Origin of the sequence: Glutamicibacter sp. AOP38-B1-38, assembly GCF_052377485.1 — a bacterium.
In the GTDB taxonomy this organism is placed as follows: Bacteria; Actinomycetota; Actinomycetes; order Actinomycetales; family Micrococcaceae; genus Glutamicibacter.
Map to the genome: position 1 here is coordinate 1 of NZ_JBQSWU010000025.1, position 18,437 is coordinate 18,437.

Sequence of the window (18,437 nt, forward strand, 5' to 3'; positions counted from 1 at the left end):
TTGATCTCGGCAAGAGCACCAGAAGCACAACTGTTATGCCAACTGAACGAGGGTGTTGGCGTGTTGTTTCAGCGGTGGCGGCGCGGTGAGCTGGCTGCTTGAATTGGCAGTGGTGTTTCCTTGTTTCTTTGGTTTTGAAAGGCTATTTTGGTCCGGGTGCGTGGAGCCTGGCATTCAGCGTCGGTGGTTCAGGCGCCCTTTGGCGCGGACTGAATCAGGAACGGCCACCGGGAATCCATTGGTAGAGGATTTCGGCAGCCGTTGGATAACTGATGAAAGATCTGGGTTAGCTTCGGAGCGCTGGTGGCGTTTTCGGCCGTAAACCTCTCGGTCATCAAATATTCCTTCCTGGCCCACCGGCACCGCGGATTGGCAGCCACCATTAATTATCTGGTGCTGCCGCTCATTGGCGTGGCGCTGACTATTTGGTTGTGGACCAGCCTCAGCGCATTGTCCTTGACGTTCGGTCTGGCTTGGATCGTTTTGGGGCTGGGATATCTCGCCTATGTAACCGGTGGATTCAAGCGAAAAGCGCCGATGCTGGATCTTGCCGAGTAAGTCTTGTCTGGCAGGCCCGATCCTTCTGGTTCATGCCAGGAGGAAGCCCGGCCGCCGGCCTACAAGTCCACAGCGTTGGCGAGTACGGGCAGTTGCTTTCGAGCGTGCGCGACCTGATCCAGATCAAGGTCAACTACCAGCAGCTGCGGTTCTGTGCCCGCCTGGGCAATGATCCGGCCCAAGGGGTCCACCACCACGGAATGCCCGACTCCCAATGGTGCGGCGCCCGTAACCTGCCGGCCAATGCTGGCAGGGTCGGCCTGGTCAACGGCCACCACAAAAGTCGTGGAATCCAGGGCTCTGGCCTGAGCCAGAGTGGTCCACTGTTCGGCCTTGCCCTCGCCCTGGCCCCAGGAGGCGGCGACGATATTAACCTTGGCTCCCGCCCGGGCATGGTGGACGAACAATTGGGGGAATCGCAGGTCATAGCAGGTGGCCAGTCCGACAATGGTGCCTTGGTGGTCAAACTGCACCGGAGTGTTTCCGGCGGTCACGGTATCCGACTCGGAAAAACCGAAGGCGTCGTAGAGGTGGATCTTGTCGTAGTGCGTATCGACACCATTGCCTGCGACCAATAAGGTGTTCCGCACCCGGCCTTCTTGGCCCGGGGTGAACATGCCCACGGCGATGGTGATGCCGATGTCGCGGGCCTGCTGGCGGACTAACGTAGCCCACGGCCCGTCTAAACGCTGGGCAAAGTCGGCTAGCGGGTGGCCAAAGGACACCTGCATGGCTTCGGGAAAGACCACCAATGTTGCGCCGGCTGCTTTCGCTTGCCGCGCATGATCACGGATGGTCACCAAGTTTCGCTGCGGATCTGCGGTGCTCAATACCTGAGCCAATGCGATTCTCATGGTGGGCTAGTCCTTCCTCGCCAAATACTGGAAATACCCTACGCTCGAAACTCTACGCAGTAGCGGTGATAAGCGGCAACGGGTGGCAGAGCTGAGCGGTTGAACAGCCAGTGCGGATGAATGCTCCGGGTTTAACCCGCGGGGCTCAGCACTATAAGTTCGCCATCTGCTGTTCTTCGCGGCCCTTGGAAACAGAATAGATGTCTCGTTGACGTTCGCCGTCGACTTGAGCAGCCAAGGCATCCAACTCGTTCATTGATAGTTCGGAGAGCCGAATGTTCAGCGCCTCCAAGTTGTCATCAAAATGGGCACGGAAGCGGGTGCCCGGAATTGGTGAAACGGCCACGCTGTGGCGGTCAGCCTGCTCGTAGACCCAGCTCAGCGCCACCTGCGCCGTGGAGAATCCTTCACGTTCGGCCACGGCCTCGATGACCTTTCGCAGCCGCAGATTCCGCTTCATGCTCGTTGGTTCGAAGCGTGGGAAATTATGCCGGATATCGCCGGACTCCAACTGCTCCAGCGAGTCCACCTGTCCGGTGAAGTAGCCGCGGCCCAGCGAGGCATAGGGAACCAAACCGACCCCGAGCTCGCATGCCGTCGGAAGCAGCCAGCGCTCAATATCCCGGCTGAAGATCGAGTACTCCATCTGAATTGCGGTGATCGGGTGGATTTGATGTGCCCGACGAAGCTCGTTGGAGGTTACCTCGGATAATCCGATGTGTTTGATCTTGCCGGCTTGAACCAGTTCAGCGTAGGCTCCGACGGTCTCCTCGATCGGCACGCGGCTATCAACCCTGTGGTAGTAGTACAGGTCCACTTCGTCGACACCGAGTCGTTGCAGGCTCGCATCGAGACATTCCTTGATGAAGGCCGGATCGCCATTGGCTCGTGGATCGCCCGGGTTTTTTGGGCGAACAATGCCAGCCTTGGTGGCCAGCGTAACTTCATCGCTGCGCGTCTTGAGCACCCGGGACAGCAGGGACTCATTATGTCCTTCGCCGTAAATGTTGGCGGTGTCGAGGAAAGTAACTCCGCTATCGATGACGTGATTTAGGGTGCGCAGAGATTCGTCATCCTCGGCCGAGCCATAGGGTCCGCTAAGTGACATGCTCCCGAACCCTTGACCGGTTATCTGCAGCCCTTGCCCGAGCTCGATGGTGCCTACCTTGATGTCCTGTGCCATGCGAATCCCTCATGTCTGCATTGTTATCTATTATCGAGCCTAACTAAGAGGTCCTAAGTATGACGTCAAAACGGGTTGATTGTTGAGATTCGTTAACTTGCCTCTATGCGACACGCCGAGAATAAATTGTCCCTGATATGGGCAAAGAGACTGAGTCTCAAAAGAGGTCGATCATCTCAGAGTAAAGTTTTTGCCATGGTCCCTGCGGTGCGTGAACGAGTGCGCGAGAAGATGAAGGTCGAGTTGGCAGAACAGATCTATACCCTGTTCGCCGAGCAAGGACTGGAGAACGTTACTGCACAGCAAGCCGCTCAATCAGTGGGCATTTCCCGGGCTACCTTCTTCAGGTATTTCTCCTCGAAGGAAGATGCGGTGATCACCGCCCTAGGTTCGCTGAATGTGCATTTTTCTGAAGCGTTGGCGTCCATGGCCTCTCATCCTGGAGAAAGCCTGCTGGAACTTTTGCGCCGAAGCTTTGAATCGACGGTCGTGGCCGCAGAACAAGACCCAGAAGCCCTACGGGGACGAATTCAGCTGGTGTGGGGGAGTCCCGCGTTGCGCGCCAGCTGGCAAGAATTTAGACGTGAGCAGCAGGCTTCCCTGGCGCAGGCATTATCGTCATTTTGCGCCAACGTTCGTCGGGCGGAAACCTCTGCGCTGCTGGCCATGGCGCTCTATGACCACGCGTTAGTTCGCTGGGTTAGCGCGCCCGAAGAAAGCTTGCGCGAAATCCTAGATGAAGCATTCGACTTTGCCGCCATGATCGATGATCAGTGGGCCGGCGCGAAATAGCTTCCGCAGTGGGGCTACGGCAGGCGAAGAACTTTCATGGCGTTCGTGAGGAACTGAGCGGGGCTGAGTTCGTTGGATTGCGCCCAGCGGATCCACGCAGAGAAGGTGACGCTGCCAAAGGCCACCGAAAGGTAGTGGGCCTCATCTACGCTGAGTCCGCCGTCCACTAGATGCTGCAGCATTTGCCCGTTTTGCGGGGCCATCCGCAGGGGCGCCTGGGCCAACAGTTCGGGTTGTTCTGCGATCAGACGCAGTCGGCCGCGGGTGACTTCCAGATCCGGTAGAGATCGCAGGGCGGCTTGGATTGCCTCATGCATGGCGTCCAGCAGCCGCATGTCAGAGCCTTGTGCGGCATCCAATGCCTGTTCTGAAATTTCAGCGGCTTCGAGCAGTCCTCCCCACACCAGATCCGCCTTGGATGCGAAGTAGCGGTAGAGGCTTTTGCGTCCGATTCCGGCCACTTCGGCAATTTGCGCCATGGAGACCTCGCCGTAACCGTGTTTGGCAAAGAGCTCTAAGGCGGTGCGGGCAACCAAATCCGGATTGATGCTCTGCGGGCGTCCGGAGAGGCGTATGGGGGAGAGATCCTGAGTGTCCGGCATATCTCAAGTATGACGCATTGAGTTATGACACCCTGTGTCATAACATGAAGTTATTATTCAAAAACACTCAAGAGGAGCAGGTATGAGCACCGAAAACCTTTGGCAGGAAAAAATCACCCCGGCACGTTTTGACGGCAAAACCGTCATTGTCACCGGTGCAGGCTCGGGCATCGGCAAGGCGACCGCCCTGCGCGTGGCAAAGGAAGGCGGCAAGGTGATCGCTGCCGATATCAGTGGCGAGCGTCTGGGCGAATTGGTCGCGGAAAATCCGCAGCTGAGCATCGTTGTAGTAGCCGGCGACATCACCGACCAGCACGTCATTGACCAGATCGTTGCCGCTGGCGAAGGCAAAATCGATGCCCTGGCTAACGTCGCTGGAATTATGGACAAGTTTGAGCCCATCCATGAAATCGAAGACGCCACCTGGGAGCGCGTGTTCAACGTGAATGTGAACTCGATCCTGAAGCTGACCCGGTCCGTAATGCCGCCAATGCTAGCGGCCGAAAACGGCACGGTGGTGAACGTCGCCTCTGAAGCTGGGCTGCGCGGCGCGGCAGCCGGCGTTGCCTACACCGCCTCGAAGCATGCGGTGGTTGGCATGACCAAAAACTCGGCCGTCATGTACGGGAAGAAGGGAATCCGCTTCAACGCAGTCGCCCCCGGTGCGGTGCAGACCAACATCGAAGCGCCAATGGATTCAGCGTATGCCCAGCAGATGATTGCGCCGCTGATGAGCATCATTCCCGGGATGGCAACCGCGGCTCAGCTGGCAGCCTCGATTACCTTCCTGCTCAGCGACGACAGCACCAACATCAACGGTGTGGTGCTTGCCTCGGACACCGGGTGGAGCGCCATTTAAGGCCTGAGGAAGATGGTCCGGGTGCGCTTTTCTGGAATTTCAATGACGTTTGGGCGAAATTTCAGATGGGCCCTGAAGCCAGAAATTCAGCGACGTAAGCGCAGGTCCGGGGAATTTCTCCGGACCTGGAGGTATTGCTTCACCGCTGCTTCCGCGATGCGTCGTTCCACGCTGATTATGCGTTCGCAGGCCTGCCGGGTTTCCGCTGGAAGAGCGGGATCCTTAATGGCTTTCTCAAGATATGCGCGGGTCATCACGCTGTCCTGATGGTTGCCGAGGATGCGTTGCAGCTTGCGGACCCTGCGGCCCAACGCGAGCGCATGTTTGGGGTGGATCGCCGCTGTCGCTTCAGTGGCGTGCAGCAGTCGTTTAGTGTCCTTGCGCAGCCGGTGCAACGCTTCCTCGCGCCCGCGTCCGGGTTTGCTTCGCAGCGTGGCCCGGAATGAGCGATCCGCAAGCCGGGCTTGAATGTTGACCAAGGTGGCGATCTTGGCCCGGGTTGGCCGGTCAACCGGGCCGGAAGCCGGGGGATCATCTCGAAATTGTTCGAGATTCTTCAGGAGCCGGCGGTAGCGTTTGGAACCCAGCCGCCTGCGTGTCCGCTCGTATCCGGTGGTGTATTCCGTGTGGAACCCATGTTCGAGTGCTTCGGAAATTTTCGTGGTTTGCCATTCGGCTGGCAGATCGTTGATGCGGGTGCGAAGCCGATCGAGGATGACTTCAGCATCCCGGGCGTGGCCCAGGACCCCGGAAAGCCATTTCAATTCCCGACTCAGGAATTGGCAGGAGTCCGTTTCGAGAAAGTTTCCGTAGATTTCTAGGACCGAGCGCAGACGCCGCGTTGCGGTCCGCATGCCGTGGATTGCCTCGGGATCTCCAGAACGTGCCCGTGGCTCTTGGGCACGGAGCTCGGCGAATTGATCGTTGAGGAATGAAAGGGCTACGCCAAGCATCGACGGTTCCACGCCGGTTGAGGCGCCGGTGACGCATGATCGAGCTAAGGGATTCCTGGGTGATCGGGAATTGGCCACGCGGCGGCTCCTCTCGATTCTTTGGTCGACATGCCCGATTCTAGATCGCTGGCATGAACGCCGGTAGAGGTTGAGGGGCTCGGGCAGGGCAGCTCCTGGGACCAACGGCCGCGGGTGATTTATGAAGCAGCCCGGCTGAGCATCGAAGCATCATTGCTCAAGTTCATTTCTGGGCTGGAAAGTACCTCGCAGCACAATCCGCTAGCCGGTCCGATGCCCATTAAACCTATGGCTCGTTGACGCCGGGCAATATTGCTCAAAATCTGCGGAAGCGAATCGCCAGTATCTGCACCGAGGGGCTCGCTTTGTGCGCTGACGATGTCAAAAGAGCATTCAAGGTGCAGGCCCATGTTGAAGGCAGGCGGGGCTTGCCTCGCTAGCCACCATGCGGGCAATGCTGCCCCAGCCCGGAAGGGGATTTTGCGCGGGCGACGGTGAGTGCGGATTATTCCGCCACGGCGACCAACTGCCGGCCCAGCTCTCGGGCGGCTTCCTGCAACTCCGGCACGGCCGATCTGATAAATACTTCGTCCACGCGGGTGACCGGCCCGGAGACCGAGATGGCCATCGGGGTCGGCGCCCCGGGAACCGGAACGGCGATGCAGCGCACGCCGAGCTCTTGCTCTTCTTCATCGATGGCGTACCCGCGCTCACGGGTGGCTTCAACATCGGTGAACAGCTTGCCCAGGGTGGTGATAGTGTTGGCGGTCTTCGGCGGCATGCCTGCCTGGGCGACCAGGCGCTGCACGCGTTCGTCGTCTAGTACCGAAAGCACCGCCTTGCCGACTCCCGAATTGTGGAGCATGGCGCGCCGGCCCACCTCGGTGATCATCCGCATTGAGTGCGGGGACTGCGCCTGGGCAATATAGGTGACCATGTCGCCGTCCAGTACCGCGATGTTGGCTGATTCGCCCAGCTTGCCTACCAGTTCCTTGAGCACCGGGGAGGCCAAGGCGCCAAGCTGGCGATTGGCCACCTCGCCCAGGCGGATCAATCGTGGGCCCAGCGAGTAGCGGCGGTTGGGCAGCTGGCGGACGTAGCCAACGCCAACCAGGGTGCGCAGCAGGCGATGAATGGTGGGCAGCGGCAGGGGAGTGTCTGCGGCCAGCTCGCTGAGCGCCGCTTCGCCTCCGGCCCGGGCGATGACTTCCAGAAGTTCAAAGGCTCGTTCAACGGACTGAACTCCACCGGTAGTGGACTTGCTGGCGGTCTGCGTCATCTGCTGCTCCTTCTAGGGTACTGATTTTGGAAGTAGCTTACGTTTTAGTTCTACGATGCGAAATCCTAGCCCCCAGAATACCCCGAAAACTCCATTTTCTTCCACGATCCGAAAATTAATGGCAAAAAAATCGTGCTTCAGCACACAAAACCCTCTTGCATTTTCATTTTGAGGATAATAGTATCCACTATACGGAAAACATTTACAGGAGGATCTGATGGCAGCACCAAGCCCGGGATATTCGTTGACGCTTCGCGTAGAGACCCCAGCATCGATAACCGCGACCAGCGAACTGGCCGCGGCGGTAGGTTCAGCTGGTGCCCACATCACGGCCTTGGATGTCACCGAATCGCACCATACCCACATGGTGGTCGACGTTTCCTGCAACACCGCCGACGTCGCCCACGGCGATACGGTACGCGATGCCCTGAACAATCTCGACGGGGTGAATGTCCGCAACGTTTCGGACCGCACCTTCTTGATGCACCTCGGCGGAAAGCTTTCGGTGACGCCCAAGGTGGCGCTGCGCAACCGCGATGACCTCTCCCGGGCCTATACCCCTGGTGTTGCCCGCGTCTGCATGGCAATCGCGGAGAATCCGGCAGATGCCCGCAACCTCACGATCAAGCGCAATACCATCGCCGTGGTCACCGACGGGTCGGCCGTGCTCGGGCTGGGCAATATCGGTCCGGCCGCCGCGCTGCCGGTGATGGAAGGCAAGGCAGCGCTGTTCAAGCAGTTCGCCGACGTGGATGCCTGGCCGGTCTGCCTCGACACCCAGGACACCGACGAGATCGTCAGCATCGTCAAGGCCTTGGCCCCGGTCTACGGCGGGGTCAACCTCGAAGACATTGCCGCCCCGCGCTGCTTCGAGATCGAAGCCCGCCTACGCGAGGAGCTGGACATTCCGGTCTTCCACGACGATCAGCACGGAACCGCCATCGTGACGCTGGCCGCCCTGGTCAATGCGCTGAAGGTAGTGGACAAGGAGCTCGCGAACCTGCGCATTGTGGTTTCCGGCGTCGGCGCCGCCGGCAATGCCATCATCGCGCTGCTCAAGGCCCGTGGCGCACGCAATATCGTCGCCTGCGGACGCAACGGAGCGATCAACCGCAGCGAACGCTACACCGATGCGCACCGGACCTGGCTGGCCGAAAACACCAACCCCGAGAACTTCACCGGAACGCTGAAGGAAGCCGTGGTCAACGCCGATGTCTTCATCGGCGTTTCGGCGCCAAACGTTCTGGACGAAAACGACATCGCCGCGATGAACGAACGCGCGATCGTCTTCGCCATGGCCAACCCGGATCCGGAAGTGGACCCCGCGGTCGCAGGCCGCCACGCAATGGTGGTCGCCACCGGGCGCAGCGACTTCCCGAACCAGATCAACAACGTGCTGGCCTTCCCCGGATTCTTCCGCGGACTGCTGGACGCCGGCGTTGCCGAGATCACCGACGCCATGCTCTTAGCCGCGGCAGATGCGATCGCCGCCCGGGTTGCACCGGAAGAGCTGAACCCCGGGTTTATTGTCCCTTCGGTCTTTGACCCGCTGGTCGCCGGGAACGTGGCCGCCGCGGTGGTCCAAGCGGCCGGAAAGCAGTAGACCCACACGTAAATATTGTCGCTGGAACACGACACTGACAGGTTAAGGAGCACCATGACCATCTCAATTACACGAATCCCAGAGGTAAGCGGCGCACAAGCGATTCTCAGCGCTGAGGCGCTGGCTTTCATTGAAAAGCTGCACGAAAAGTTCGCCGGCACGCGCGACGAGCTGCTGGAAGCACGCGGTGCGCGCCGCCAGCAGTTCTCCGAGGCGCGCGCCATCGACTTCGACCCGCAGACCGAGGCGGTGCGCACCGGTGACTGGAAGGTCGCCGAGGCCCCCGCAGCGCTGCGCGACCGCCGCGTGGAGATCACCGGCCCGGCAAGCCCGGCCAAAATGGCCATCAACGCGCTGAACTCAGGCGCCAAGGTCTGGCTTGCGGACCTGGAGGATGCCTCGACCCCGAGCTGGTCCAATGTCATCGACGCGATCGCCAACCTGAACGCGGCGGCCCGCGGGGATCTGTCCTTCACCTCGCCGGAAGGCAAGACCTACGCGCTGCGCACCGACGCGCCACGCGCGGTTGTTGTGGTCCGCCCCCGCGGCTGGCACCTGCCGGAGAACAACGTGCTGATCAACGGCAAGCCCGCCATCGGCGCGCTGGTCGACTTCGGCCTGCACTTCTTCCACAATGCCAAGGTGCTCGCCGAATCGGGCCAGGGGCCGTTCTACTACCTGCCGAAGATGGAGCACTACCTGGAGGTGCGCCTGTGGAACGAGGTGTTCACCTTCGCGCAGGCGGAGCTGGGCATCGAGTACGGCACCGTGCGCGCCACGATGCTCATCGAAACGATTCCGGCGGCCTTCCAGATGGAAGAGTTCCTCTACGAACTGCGCGACCACGTCTCGGGTCTGAATGCCGGACGCTGGGATTACCTGTTCTCCATCATCAAGACCTTCCGCGAGGCGGGCGACGCGTTCATCATGCCGGACCGCTCGGCCGTGGCCATGACCGCACCGATGATGCGCGCCTACACCGAGCTGCTGGTCAAGACCTGCCACAAGCGCGGCGCCTTCGCGATGGGAGGCATGGCCGCCTTCATCCCGAACCGCCGAGAACCAGAGGTCACCGCCGCGGCCTTCGCCAAGGTCCGCGAAGACAAGAGCCGCGAAGCCACCGACGGCTTCGACGGCTCCTGGGTTGCCCACCCGGACCTCGTGGAAATCTGCCGGGAAATCTTCGACGCCGCCTTGGGAGATAAGCCAAACCAGATCGACCGCCAGCGTCCAGAGGTCGAGGTCACCGCCGCGCAGCTGCTCGACGTGGCCAGCGCCCCGGGCGAGGTCACCGAGGCCGGGGTGCGCGCCAACCTGTACGTCGCGGTGAACTACGTGGCCGTCTGGCTTTCGGGCAACGGCGCGGTAGCCATCCACAACCTGATGGAAGATGCCGCGACCGCGGAGATCTCCCGCTCGCAGATCTGGCAGCAGATCCGCAACGAGGTCGTGGCCGCCGACACCGGCAGCACCATCACCACGCAGCTGGTCTCCACGATCCTGGCCGAAGAGGTTGAGCGGCTGCGCTCCGAAGTCGGCAACGCGGAACAGTTCGCCGCCTACTACCAGCCGGCAGCCGAGCTGATCGCCACGCTGACCAGCGGCAAGGATGAGGACTTCGCCGACTTCTTGACCACCCCAGCGTACGAACTATTGGATAAGGAATTCGTGACCAAAGCATGAGCAATCTCTTCGATGAGTCAACCCTAGCGGCCGTGGAAGCACGGCTGGCCGACACCGACAAGCTCCTCGCTCACGGCTACCCGGGGGAGAGCGGAGCGCGCCAGCCGGTGCACACCGTGTACGTTCCCGGGGACCGGTTCACCGGCGAACTTGCCGCGCAGTGGGGCGCCGCAGCCCTCGCGGTCGCCGGCGGTGCCGCGGGACTCGGCGAGCTGGCGGCCACGCTGGGACTCGCCGAGCCCGAGCGGCTCGGTGCCTTGGCGGCGGCCAAGCTAGAGGTTGAACCCATCGAAGATCTGCGCCTCGATTTCGAGGATGGCTACGGCAACCGGCCGGATGCCGAGGAGGACGCGCACGCACTAGCCGCCGCCGACTCGGTATCCGCCGCCGTAGCCGCCGGGCAGGCTCCGGCCTGCCTGGGCATCCGCTTCAAATGCTTCGAGGCCCCGACCCGGGCCCGCGGCATCCGCACCCTGGATCTTTTCATCTCCCGGCTGCTTGAAAACGGTCCGCTGCCCGACGGGCTGCGGCTGACCCTGCCCAAGGTCAGCACCGTAGCTCAGGTCGAGGCGATGGTATTCCTCGCCGAGAAGCTGGAGCAGAATCATGGGCTCGAAGCCGGAGAGATCCGCTTCGAGGTGCAGGTAGAGACGCCGCAGGTGATCATCGCGGCCGACGGAAGCCACCCGGTGGCGCAGCTGATCCACGCCGGCCAAGGCAGAATTTCCTCCCTGCACTACGGCACCTACGACTACTCGGCCTCCCTTGGCGTCGCAGCCGCCTACCAATCGATGGAGCACCCGGTCGCCGACTTCGCCAAGGACGTCATGCAGGTGGCGGTCGCGGGCACCGGGGTGGAGCTATCGGACGGCTCCACCAACATCATTCCGGCCGGAGACCCGGAGAATATTGCGGCGGCCTGGGCTCTGCATGCCCGACTGGTGCGCCGCCACCTGGAACGCGGGATCTACCAGGGCTGGGATATGCACGCGAATCAGCTGCCCACCCGCTACCTGGCAACCTTCGCCTTCTTCCGCGAAGGTTTGCAGGCCGCGGCGACGCGGCTGCGCAACTACGTCCACCGGATCGACTCGGCCATCATGGACGAACCGGCCACCGCGCGAGCCCTGGCCCGCTATATCCACCGCGGCGTGAGCTGCGGTGCGGTGAGCGCAGAAGAAGTCCAGGAACTAGCCCAAATCTCAACCGCCGAACTCGAAGCGATCGCGCTGAACCGTTCACATGCCTAGGAGGAACATCATGACCGCAGCAGCCGCGCAAAAAGCCGCGTACTACACCAACTTCGGCGGCCACCCGCCGCAAACAGACCTGTTGACCGATCGCGCGATCGTCACCGAGGCCTACACCGTCATCCCCAAGGGGGTGCTGCGCGATATCGTCACCAGCGTGTTCCCCGAATGGTCCAGCACCCGCGCCTGGGTGCTCAACCGTCCGGTGGCCGGGGGCGCCACCACCTTCGCCCAGTCCATCCTCGAAGTCTCTCCCGGCGGAGGAGCGGCCAAGCCGGAACCGCAGGCCGAGGTATCGGGATTCATCTTCGTGCTGGGCGGTGAATTGACCCTGGTGATCGAGGGCCAAGAGCATGTGCTCACCGATGGCGGCTACGCCTACCTGCCGGCCGGAGCCAACTGGTCCGCGCGCAACGACGGCGCCGAGGTGGCGAATTTCCACTGGATCCGCAAGCGCTACGAGCCGGCGGCCGGCGTGGCGGCGCCGGGGCCGGTAGTGGGCAACGAACGCGACGTGGAACCGGGCGAGATGCCGGGCACCGACGGCAAATGGCGCACCACCAGGATGCTCGACCCGAATGACATCGCCTTCGACTTCGGGGTGAATATCGTGACCTTCGAACCCGGGGCCTCGATTCCCTTCGCCGAAACCCACGTTATGGAACATGGCCTCTATGTCCTGGAAGGCAAGGGGGTCTACCGCTTGAACGGCGGCTGGGTCGAGGTCGAGGCCGGAGACTACATGTCACTGCGCGCCTTCTGCCCGCAGGCCTGCTACGCCGGCGGGCCGAGCAACTTCCGCTACCTGCTGTACAAGGATCAGAACCGCCAGGTCGCGTTGTAGGCCATTAAAGGGCGCTGGCTGCGGAACTCGTTGAGTTCCGCAGCCAGGGTGGGGCTTGCTACCAAGCAGGCAGGGCCGGGATCGGTCCATCTGCCTCGATGTGCCGCGCCTGGCCGCGGGCGAGCCATTCGATGAGGCCTTCGCGGTCCGAGCGGACCTTCAGCGCCCCGTCGCCGATAACCCATTCGTCGCCTTCTTCGGTCACCAGCGTCATGCCCGGGGCATTCTTCACGCGCATGGTGCGTACCGCGGCCTCCACGGCATTTTCCTGGGAATCCGGGTCCGCCTCCTCGATGGTCCAGGCGGTGTCCAGGTCGTGGTGGTGGATGACGATCTCCGCGATCCGAAGCGCCACGATGGAGGTCGCCGGGATGATCTTGCCGTGCAGATCCACCTCTTCGACCGCCAGCTCGCCGGTGAGGCGCTCGGACTGCTCGGCGAAGAACGCCGCCGCGTCGCGGAAACCGGCGAGCAGTTCTTCGCGGGGCAAGGCGGCAAGCTCGGCGATTTCTGCGTTGCGCGCCTCGGTGGACGCATAAAGCTGCTGCGGTTCGCCGGTAATGGCCCAATCGATGAGCTTGACCAGGGTGCGGCCGTTGGATGCTAGGTGGGCGATGACATGCGCACGGCTCCATCCCTCGCAGAGGGAATCGGCGGCCAGTTCATCGGCGGACAGGGTTTCAATCGTGGCCATCATCATCGAGGTTTCACGGTTGAGTCGGGAGAGATCTGAGTGCAATCGGGCGGTGTTGATCATGCTGTCACCCTACCAATGGGTGGTTTGAAAATGACTCGGAAAACCGATCTATATCGAACGAGTATCGCCGCACCCGTCAGAAGTTTCAGTGCATGGAGCTTATCGCTGCAGCTGGAGTTGAGTATAAGAAGTCGAAGTTTCAGGAGTAGGGGCTGATGAGTTCACACGCTTCGGTATTGCAATTGAAGTTCTGGATCAGGCGAACCTGTCCGCCGATCTGGCGCCGGGTTTTGGTTCCAGGTTCGATGCGGCTGGACCAATTGCATCAGGTGATTCAGTACAGCTTCGGTTGGTACGACGCGCATCCGCACCAATTTGAGCTCAACGGTGTTAATGGGGTGAGCTACGGGGCCGCCGATGCAGAGGTCAAATCCGATGTTGATGAGCGCACGGTATGCCTCGACGAACTTTTAAGTCACGGGCGGGGAAGGCTCGACTACGTCTATGACTTCGGTGATTACTGGGAAGTCCGTATCGAACTAGAAGGACTGCCACCGGTCGACGCTGCTCTGTTGCCGCGGTGTATTGGCGGACGCAGGATGGCTCCGCGGGAGGACTCGGGAGGTCCGTTGGGGTGGGCCATGGTGATCGAAGCGCTGAAGGACCCGGAGCATCCGGATCGGGCGGAATACCGAGAATGGCTCTTCTTGCGCGACGGTGAGCAGTTCGACGCTTCGCTTTTCGACAAGCAGCGCGTCAACGAAATGTTTGAGTATGCCCGCTAGCTGCTGACCGGACACATTGAGTCCCTCAGGTAAACGTGTAAAAAATTGGGCGCATTTTTCACACGTTTACCCGACATGTAAAAAACCTTTACATGTCTTCTTGGGTTCTAGCCTGCCAGTAGCTCGATGAAGCGGTGATTGATAAATAGCCACTCACGGCCTATTTTGATCTGCGTTAGTCGCCGATTGGAGCTGAATTCATTCAGCCATTTTGTCGCAGTCGGGCGCGAGATTCCACAGCGGCTGACTACGTCATTGATTCGGCAATAAGGCTTTTCGAATAAAAGATCAAGCAGTTCCGCGTTCGGTCCTGCTGAGGATTCAGTTCGCAGCTCGTCGCGCATGACTAGTTGCAACTCTTGGATGCTGTCAATTAGCTGCAGAGTCTCGTCGGCTGTCACTTGAATACCCTTAAGCATGTATAGCAGCCAGCCCTCCCAGTCATTGTCCTTGGTGACGGCTAGGAGCCTAGTGTAGTACTCCTCTTTGTGGCGAATGATGTATCGCGATAAGTAGAGAACTGGCTCCCTTAGCAGCTCGACTTCAACGAGTAGGAGGATGTTCAAAATACGCCCGGTGCGGCCGTTTCCATCTGAGAAGGGATGGATCGCTTCGAATTGATAATGAGCGGCGCTCATAATGACCAATGGATCAATGTCTGGGTTTTCGTGAATGAAGCGTTCCCACTCGGCCAATTTTTCTTTGATCCGATCCGGGCCTTCGGGTGGTGTGTACCGGGCTTTGCCAGTCACAGGATTTCCAATGTAGGTGCCCGGAAGAGCGCGAACGTCCATGTCGCGGCCCTTGATATTTGTGCAAACTTCAAGCGCGGTCCGTGTTGTCAACGGACGGCTTTCGATGCTTTGGAGTCCTGTGAAGAGTGCCTCGCGGTAACGCAGAGTTTCTTTGGTATCGGAGGATGCATGAACTTCTGAATCCGCTGCTAAACGAAATAGGTCGTCGGTAGTCGTTACGATATTTTCAATCTCGGAACTCGCTTGTGCTTCGAGCAACGGCAGTGAGCTTATGAGCACCCCGGGATTAGGTATACGAAGGACGGCTTGATTCATGGCGGCCAGTGAAGCCCGGGCCTTAGTTGTCGCTTTGAGTACCGGCCGGGTTTCAAGCTCACTTGCGGGAGGAGCTGCTAGATCGTTGAACGGTAGTTCTGCTTTCCACATAGGGACAGTCTATCTAAGCCATCAGGAAACGTGTAAAAAAATGTACGTATTTTTTACACGTTTATCTGATATGCAAAAAACCTTTACACGTCTTCTCGGCAATTTTCCCGCTGTAGGCCGAATGCCTGGTTTGTCTTGAGGCATGGGCCTTGGGCACACGGCTCCGAGGAGACGTAATGGCTGAGCGACAAATTTGAGGTGCCGGATCCAATCGCCGCTGCGGCATCGGTCAGACGCTAGATGCGGGCGAACTCGAGCAGATGGCGCTGGCCGGGGTGATCGGGCTTCCTCGCGCGCCCAACGCGAAGTTTTGAGTGCTTGTTACGATGCAGTTGAGCCTGGGTTCCGTGGCGCCGGGGCGATCAAGGAATCGGTCGAGATTGGGTTCTAGGGCCAAGATCGACCGGTAAAAGTAAGACTCCCCAGCAATGGCTTGGCCACTGCTGGGGAGCAAATGCGCTTGTAGGTAGGTTATCGCTGGGTTTCTTCGGGACTGACTTCTGTTGCCGGACCATCGGGGGTCGCCCCGCCTTCGTCGGTCCAGTCATGTCCCGCTTCGTCGGAAAGCGCAGGATCCGAAATGTGATCCTCCAGCGTCTTATCCGAAATATCGGTGGAATTCGTTGGGACGTTTTCGTTCATATCTTCTCCCTTTACTCGAACTTCCGCCACCAGCCACTTGCCTGCCAATAATGGCCAAGGACTAAGGGCTGAGCGATCCTTACTCGGCCAATGTAGCACCAGAATCGCCGGTACGCGAGCGTTTTGGAGCAAGCTCCCAGCTAACTAATCCAGTGCGCTCGGATGGGGTTGAGAAACGAACGGGAGGGCCCGCGAATATTTATGGTTCCGCCGTTCGCCTTTCAGCGATGATGGGTACTAAACGAGCTCTGCCGCCCCGCCTTCAAGGTTGGTCGCCCGGCGCAGGAGTCCCTTCATAACCAGCATCAGGAGGGCGAACGCGCTTCCGCAGGTCGTGAGGGCAGCAATCGCCAGTGCAACACCAGGTCCGCCCACGCCAATAATTCCTAATAGGTGAACACCAAGAGATAGGGCCAGAAATGTGGCCACGGCGATTGACGCAATGATGGCGTTGACCCAGCCGAAGGCCCGCTGGGTGAAGATGGTCCGACGTTCCACCATGCTCAGCAACTTCCAGGTAGCAGCCAATGAGACCTGCAGGCAGGCAATTGCGACTATGACAACTACCGTATAGGGGGTGGCTAGGAATGCGACCTCGGGAAAGAGCGTCGCATTCTGCGCCGCAAGGGTCGGCACGACCCACGCTTGCCACAGTAGTCCGCCGAGAAAAATCAGCGTAAGGCATACTCGAAGCAGGACCATTAGCAATTTGTTCATAGAGTGATTATCAACAAAAACCTATCGAATATCAATAGGTTGTGTGGTTGAGGCGCTCCCGCGGCGAATGCGGGTTCGGCCAAGCCGTGCCAGCGCCCGCTATTGCCGCAGTGGTAGCTTGAAAGGAATCAAGGAATACCAAAAACCTCGGTCTTCCTCATCTCCCGGAATACGGGACGCCAGATTAGGGGGCATGCGATGACAGCAACGCCAGAAACCGACATGAGCAATCTTGGGATTGCCTCGCGGGCGGCGCTCAGGCCAATTTCCGAGATCGCCGAGTCGGCGGGGATCCCTGAAGCCGCAGTTGAGTCCTATGGCAGGTACAAGGCCAAGGTCGACCCGTCGCTTTTGACTGCTCGCGGCGTCCGCCCCGGAAAGATCGTTCTGGTCAGCGGAATTTCCCCGACGCCCGCAGGGGAGGGGAAATCCACCATGGTGGTGGGTTTGGGCGATGCGCTGGCGGCCACCGGGGCCAAAACCATGATCGCCTTGCGCGAACCGTCCATGGGCCCGAACTTCGGCATGAAGGGCGGGGCCACCGGTGGCGGATACTCGCAGGTGCTCCCCATGGATGAGATCAATATGCATTTCACCGGGGATTTCCACGCCATCACCAGCGCCAACAACCTGTTGATGGCGCTGCTCGACAATCACCTGCACCAGGGCAATGCCTTGGGCATCGATCCGCGGCGCATCACATTCAAGCGCGTTCTGGACATGAACGACCGCGCACTGCGCCACGTGGTCATCGGCCTTGGCGGACCAGCCGAGGGAGTCCCGCGGGAAACCGGTTTTGAGATCACCGTCGCCTCCGAGGTCATGGCGGTCTTCTGCCTGGCCACCGGGCTAGAGGACCTGCGCGCCCGGCTTGGCCGCATGACCATCGGATACACCTACGGCAAGGCGCCGGTCACCGTTGATGACCTGGGCGCCGCGGGAGCCATGGCGATGCTGCTCAAGGACGCGATCAAGCCCAACCTGGTCCAGTCCATGGGCGGCACACCCGCCTTCATCCACGGCGGGCCGTTCGCCAACATTGCGCACGGCTGCAACTCGGCCATCGCCACCAACACCGCACGCGCGCTGGCGGACGTCGTGGTGACCGAGGCAGGCTTCGGTACCGATCTCGGTGCCGAGAAGTTCATGGACATCAAGGCCCGCTATGCCGGATGCGACCCCGACACGGTGGTTATCGTCGCCACCATTCGCGCGCTGAAAATGCATGGGGGAGTACCCAAGGGAGAGTTGGGCAAGGAGGATGTCGCGGCCGTACGCAATGGTTTATCGAACCTCGCCCGGCATGCCTCGAACATCAGGAAGTTCGGCATCCAGCCGGTGATCGGGATCAACCGGTTCACCGCGGATACCGAGGCCGAACTGGCGGTGGTCACCGGCTGGGCCGAAGCGCAGGGCGTTGAATGCGCGATTGCCGACGTCTGGAGCCAAGGCGGCCAGGGGGCCGGCGACCTGGCCGCCGCGGTCTTGCGGGCCATCGAAGCGCCAAACAATTTTGCTCCGCTGTACGAACTGGAGCTGCCCATCGAGGAAAAGATCCTGACCGTGGTGCGCGAGATCTACGGGGGAGAGGGCGTCGAATACTCCGCCGGCGCGCGGCGGATGCTCGAGCAGATCCACGCCAACGGCTGGGACGACCTGCCGGTGTGCATGGCCAAGACCCAATATTCTTTCTCCGATGACCCCAAGCTCCTAGGCGCTCCGGAGGGATTCACCTTGCAGGTCCACGACCTGATCCCCAAGACGGGCGCGGGCTTCATCGTGGCCATCACCGGGACGATCATGACCATGCCGGGCCTTCCCAAGGTTCCGTCCGCCATGCAGATGGACGTCGATGGCAACGGGAACGCCGTGGGGCTGTCGTAGGACAGCTAGCCGAAGAATGCCCTATTTCCGAGCCGGAAGGGCCTATCCCACGT

The 18,437-nt window shown here is 60.5% G+C and carries 18 protein-coding genes; 9 read left to right on the forward strand and 9 right to left on the reverse strand.

Annotation, left to right across the window (positions count from 1 at the left end; translation table 11 throughout):
* Positions 1–303 precede the first annotated feature (303 nt).
* Positions 304–558 (forward strand): hypothetical protein, encoded by a 255-nt coding sequence (locus tag ACT3TP_RS14200; protein ID WP_444620862.1) that lies wholly within the window; start codon positions 304–306, stop codon positions 556–558.
* 59 nt (positions 559–617) lie between these two features.
* Here the strand turns inward: ACT3TP_RS14200 and ACT3TP_RS14205 are convergent, their stop codons facing one another.
* Entirely contained in the window at positions 618–1,412 is a 795-nt protein-coding gene (locus ACT3TP_RS14205) for a carbon-nitrogen hydrolase family protein (protein ID WP_096255235.1), read from the reverse strand.
* Positions 1,413–1,563: 151 nt separating this feature from the next.
* Complete coding sequence (locus ACT3TP_RS14210) at positions 1,564–2,595, reverse strand: aldo/keto reductase (RefSeq protein WP_096255237.1); 1,032 nt, start codon at positions 2,593–2,595, stop codon at positions 1,564–1,566.
* Between the two features lie 105 nt (positions 2,596–2,700).
* Here ACT3TP_RS14210 and ACT3TP_RS14215 point away from each other — a divergent pair, with 105 nt between their 5' ends.
* A complete protein-coding gene (locus ACT3TP_RS14215; protein WP_096255239.1) occupies positions 2,701–3,387 on the forward strand; it encodes a TetR family transcriptional regulator in 687 nt (228 codons plus the stop codon).
* Between the two features lie 14 nt (positions 3,388–3,401).
* Here the strand turns inward: ACT3TP_RS14215 and ACT3TP_RS14220 are convergent, their stop codons facing one another.
* A complete protein-coding gene (locus tag ACT3TP_RS14220) occupies positions 3,402–3,989 on the reverse strand; it encodes a TetR family transcriptional regulator (protein ID WP_096255240.1) in 588 nt (195 codons plus the stop codon).
* A gap of 82 nt (positions 3,990–4,071) precedes the next feature.
* Here ACT3TP_RS14220 and ACT3TP_RS14225 point away from each other — a divergent pair, with 82 nt between their 5' ends.
* Complete coding sequence (locus ACT3TP_RS14225) at positions 4,072–4,848, forward strand: SDR family NAD(P)-dependent oxidoreductase (RefSeq protein ID WP_096255242.1); 777 nt, start codon at positions 4,072–4,074, stop codon at positions 4,846–4,848.
* A gap of 86 nt (positions 4,849–4,934) precedes the next feature.
* Here ACT3TP_RS14225 and ACT3TP_RS14230 read toward each other — a convergent pair whose 3' ends face one another.
* Positions 4,935–5,801 (reverse strand): CHAD domain-containing protein, encoded by an 867-nt coding sequence (locus ACT3TP_RS14230; RefSeq protein WP_096255243.1) that lies wholly within the window; start codon positions 5,799–5,801, stop codon positions 4,935–4,937.
* 523 nt (positions 5,802–6,324) lie between these two features.
* Positions 6,325–7,098, reverse strand: coding sequence for an IclR family transcriptional regulator (locus ACT3TP_RS14235; protein ID WP_096255245.1), 774 nt, complete (start codon positions 7,096–7,098; stop codon positions 6,325–6,327).
* 217 nt (positions 7,099–7,315) lie between these two features.
* On the opposite strand from ACT3TP_RS14235, the gene ACT3TP_RS14240 reads away from it, so the two are divergent.
* Genes ACT3TP_RS14240 through ACT3TP_RS14255 form a run of 4 tightly spaced genes read left to right on the forward strand, consistent with a single transcriptional unit; the run spans position 7,316 to position 12,478 of the window.
* Positions 7,316–8,701, forward strand: coding sequence for an NAD-dependent malic enzyme (locus tag ACT3TP_RS14240; RefSeq protein ID WP_096255246.1), 1,386 nt, complete (start codon positions 7,316–7,318; stop codon positions 8,699–8,701).
* Between the two features lie 54 nt (positions 8,702–8,755).
* The gene (gene aceB / locus ACT3TP_RS14245; RefSeq protein ID WP_096255248.1) at positions 8,756–10,384 is read left to right on the forward strand and encodes a malate synthase A; all 1,629 of its coding nucleotides are present in this window, start codon (positions 8,756–8,758) and stop codon (positions 10,382–10,384) included.
* Positions 10,381–11,634, forward strand: a complete 1,254-nt coding sequence (locus tag ACT3TP_RS14250) for a DUF6986 family protein (protein ID WP_096255250.1) — start codon at positions 10,381–10,383, stop codon at positions 11,632–11,634. The genes aceB and ACT3TP_RS14250 overlap by 4 nt, the downstream gene beginning before the upstream one ends.
* 10 nt (positions 11,635–11,644) lie before the next feature.
* On the forward strand, positions 11,645–12,478 hold the full coding sequence (locus tag ACT3TP_RS14255) for a bifunctional allantoicase/(S)-ureidoglycine aminohydrolase (RefSeq protein WP_444620863.1): 834 nt from the start codon (positions 11,645–11,647) through the stop codon (positions 12,476–12,478).
* 58 nt (positions 12,479–12,536) lie between these two features.
* Here ACT3TP_RS14255 and ACT3TP_RS14260 read toward each other — a convergent pair whose 3' ends face one another.
* The gene (locus tag ACT3TP_RS14260; protein WP_096255253.1) at positions 12,537–13,235 is read right to left on the reverse strand and encodes a maleylpyruvate isomerase family mycothiol-dependent enzyme; all 699 of its coding nucleotides are present in this window, start codon (positions 13,233–13,235) and stop codon (positions 12,537–12,539) included.
* A 155-nt stretch (positions 13,236–13,390) separates the two neighbouring features.
* Between ACT3TP_RS14260 and ACT3TP_RS14265 the strand changes: the two genes are divergently transcribed.
* The gene (locus ACT3TP_RS14265; protein ID WP_096257443.1) at positions 13,391–13,960 is read left to right on the forward strand and encodes a plasmid pRiA4b ORF-3 family protein; all 570 of its coding nucleotides are present in this window, start codon (positions 13,391–13,393) and stop codon (positions 13,958–13,960) included.
* Between the two features lie 107 nt (positions 13,961–14,067).
* Here ACT3TP_RS14265 and ACT3TP_RS14270 read toward each other — a convergent pair whose 3' ends face one another.
* The 3 genes from ACT3TP_RS14270 to ACT3TP_RS14280 form a co-directional block, all read right to left on the reverse strand.
* Entirely contained in the window at positions 14,068–15,141 is a 1,074-nt protein-coding gene (locus ACT3TP_RS14270) for a Fic family protein (protein WP_096257445.1), read from the reverse strand.
* A 471-nt stretch (positions 15,142–15,612) separates the two neighbouring features.
* Positions 15,613–15,783, reverse strand: coding sequence for a hypothetical protein (locus ACT3TP_RS14275; protein ID WP_170947924.1), 171 nt, complete (start codon positions 15,781–15,783; stop codon positions 15,613–15,615).
* Between the two features lie 237 nt (positions 15,784–16,020).
* Positions 16,021–16,500 carry a DUF2975 domain-containing protein gene (locus tag ACT3TP_RS14280; RefSeq protein WP_096257449.1) on the reverse strand — a complete coding sequence of 160 codons (480 nt, stop codon included), beginning with the start codon at positions 16,498–16,500 and terminating at the stop codon, positions 16,021–16,023.
* Positions 16,501–16,698: 198 nt separating this feature from the next.
* On the opposite strand from ACT3TP_RS14280, the gene ACT3TP_RS14285 reads away from it, so the two are divergent.
* The gene (locus tag ACT3TP_RS14285; protein ID WP_096257451.1) at positions 16,699–18,384 is read left to right on the forward strand and encodes a formate--tetrahydrofolate ligase; all 1,686 of its coding nucleotides are present in this window, start codon (positions 16,699–16,701) and stop codon (positions 18,382–18,384) included.
* Positions 18,385–18,437 lie beyond the last annotated feature (53 nt).